Origin of the sequence: Mycobacterium ostraviense, from assembly GCF_002705925.1 — a bacterium.
Classification (GTDB): Bacteria; Actinomycetota; Actinomycetes; order Mycobacteriales; family Mycobacteriaceae; genus Mycobacterium; species Mycobacterium ostraviense.
On record NZ_NKRE01000051.1, the window covers coordinates 1 to 1,794 of the forward strand.

The 1,794-nt window shown below is 63.8% G+C and carries 1 protein-coding gene and 1 pseudogene; both read left to right on the forward strand.

The features are described from left to right. Positions 1-212: 212 nt before the first annotated feature. Complete coding sequence (locus CDN38_RS27855) at positions 213-1,100, forward strand: universal stress protein (protein ID WP_075509676.1); 888 nt, start codon at positions 213-215, stop codon at positions 1,098-1,100. A gap of 412 nt (positions 1,101-1,512) precedes the next feature. Then, positions 1,513-1,695: pseudogene (locus CDN38_RS27865) on the forward strand (hypothetical protein); the annotation flags it as partial. Between the last annotated feature and the right edge of the window lie 99 nt (positions 1,696-1,794).

The following is a 1,794-nucleotide window of genomic DNA, read 5'->3' on the forward strand; positions in this document are numbered from 1 at the left end:
GCCCTGGAAAACCTCAGTCGCACAACACTATTGGCCGCCTAGACGCCAAATCGAGCCCAAGTACGTCAAACTTGACTCAAAATTCCGGCTGTGCCGGATCTAGCTAGAGGCCGATGGGCCAGCAATTTAGTGACCATTGCCACCTGATCTTTTGCCCAAATCGTCCTACGGTCATGGGGAAGCCACCGTTACGAGCGAGCAGGAGAAACGATATGTCCGCTTCGCCCACTCGTCGTGGCATGTTGGTTGGTGTCGACGGATCGGCGTCGTCGATGGCCGCGGTCAGCTGGGCGGCTCGCGATGCCGCACTGCGCAATATCGCGCTTACCCTCGTACACGTCATCCCACCGGTCGTGCCGACAGTGGCGCCGTGGCCGGAGATCCCGGTCCCCAAAGACTATTTCCAGCAGCAGGAGAATAGAGCGAGCCACATACTGGAAAACGCGCGCCGGGCGGTCGCCGAGAGCACCGCCGGCCATCGTCCACCATTGATGTACAGCGTGGTGGTCCATGGCCCGACCGTGTCCACGCTGGTCAACCAGTCCAAGGACGCCGACATGGTGGTGGTGGGATGCCGCGGCGAAGGCGCGTTTAGCCAGGTCCTGCTCGGCTCGGTGAGCACCAGCCTGGTCAACTATGCGCATTGTCCCGTCGTGGTCGTCCATGATCAGGCCCCAGCACCGGCGCAGGCGCCGGTGCTGGTCGGAATCGACGGTTCGCCCGCCTCGCAACTGGCGACAGAGATCGCCTTCGACGAGGCCTCCCGCCGGGGTGTGGACGTGGTGGCACTGCATGCGTGGTCCGACGTCAACATGCCAAACATGACAGGACCGGATCTAGCGACGATGGAAACACTGGCAGACCATGCGCTGGCCGAGTGGCTCGCCGGATGGCAAACACGCTATCCCGATGTCATGGTGCGACGTGTGGTGGTCTGCGATCAGCCGGCTCGCCGACTTGTCGAGCACTCCGAGTCAGCACAACTGGTCGTCGTCGGTAGTAACGGCCGCGGCGGATTTGCCGGCATGTTGTTGGGCTCGGTGAGCACGGCCGTGGCCCACGCGGCGCGCACCGCAGTGATCGTCGCCCGCAAGTTCTAAGTCGGGGCGCGCCCGCATCGCCACACCGTCCCTTGTCGAGCAGCTGGTCGCGGTGTCTGCAGCGGCGGGGACTTACGGTTCTAGCCGATTTCCCCGAGCACGGCGTGCGTGGTGTCGGCGGTCACGCATTGGGCCGAGCACCATCATCAAGCCGACGCGCGGCGATGCGGCCATGTCCGATGTCAATAGCCGAATACCTGCCATCTTCACCAACTGTTCGGAGGCATTCGGGTTGAGCATCAGGGGGTTGTGATCCGGCGTCGACGGTGAGCAGCTCGCCGACGGGTCGTAGCTGGGTTGGTGCTTGTGGTGTCGGGGCGGCATGGTGATCACGTCGTTGTAGGCGACGGCCCTCCCGGCATGTCTCTGGCGGAGTCTTTCGGGAGGGCCGTCTGTTGCGCTTGGAGGCGCAGTGGTCACCGTAGAGGCGGATGTCGATCAAGTCGAGCGCAGGTTGGCTGCGGGTGAGCTGAGTTGCCCGGCGTGTAGTGGTGTGTTGGCGGGTTGGGGGTGGGCCAGGCCGCGGCAGCTTCGAGGCCTGGACGGGCCGGTGTCGTTGTGTCCTCGCCGGTCGCGGTGCACCGGCTGCGGCGTGTGAAGTACCCCAGGTTTTGTTCCGATCCCTATAGGAGGATTGGAAGCATGCCCCGTCAGTATTCGCCGGAGTTTCGGCAGCGTGCGTTGCGTTTGTTGG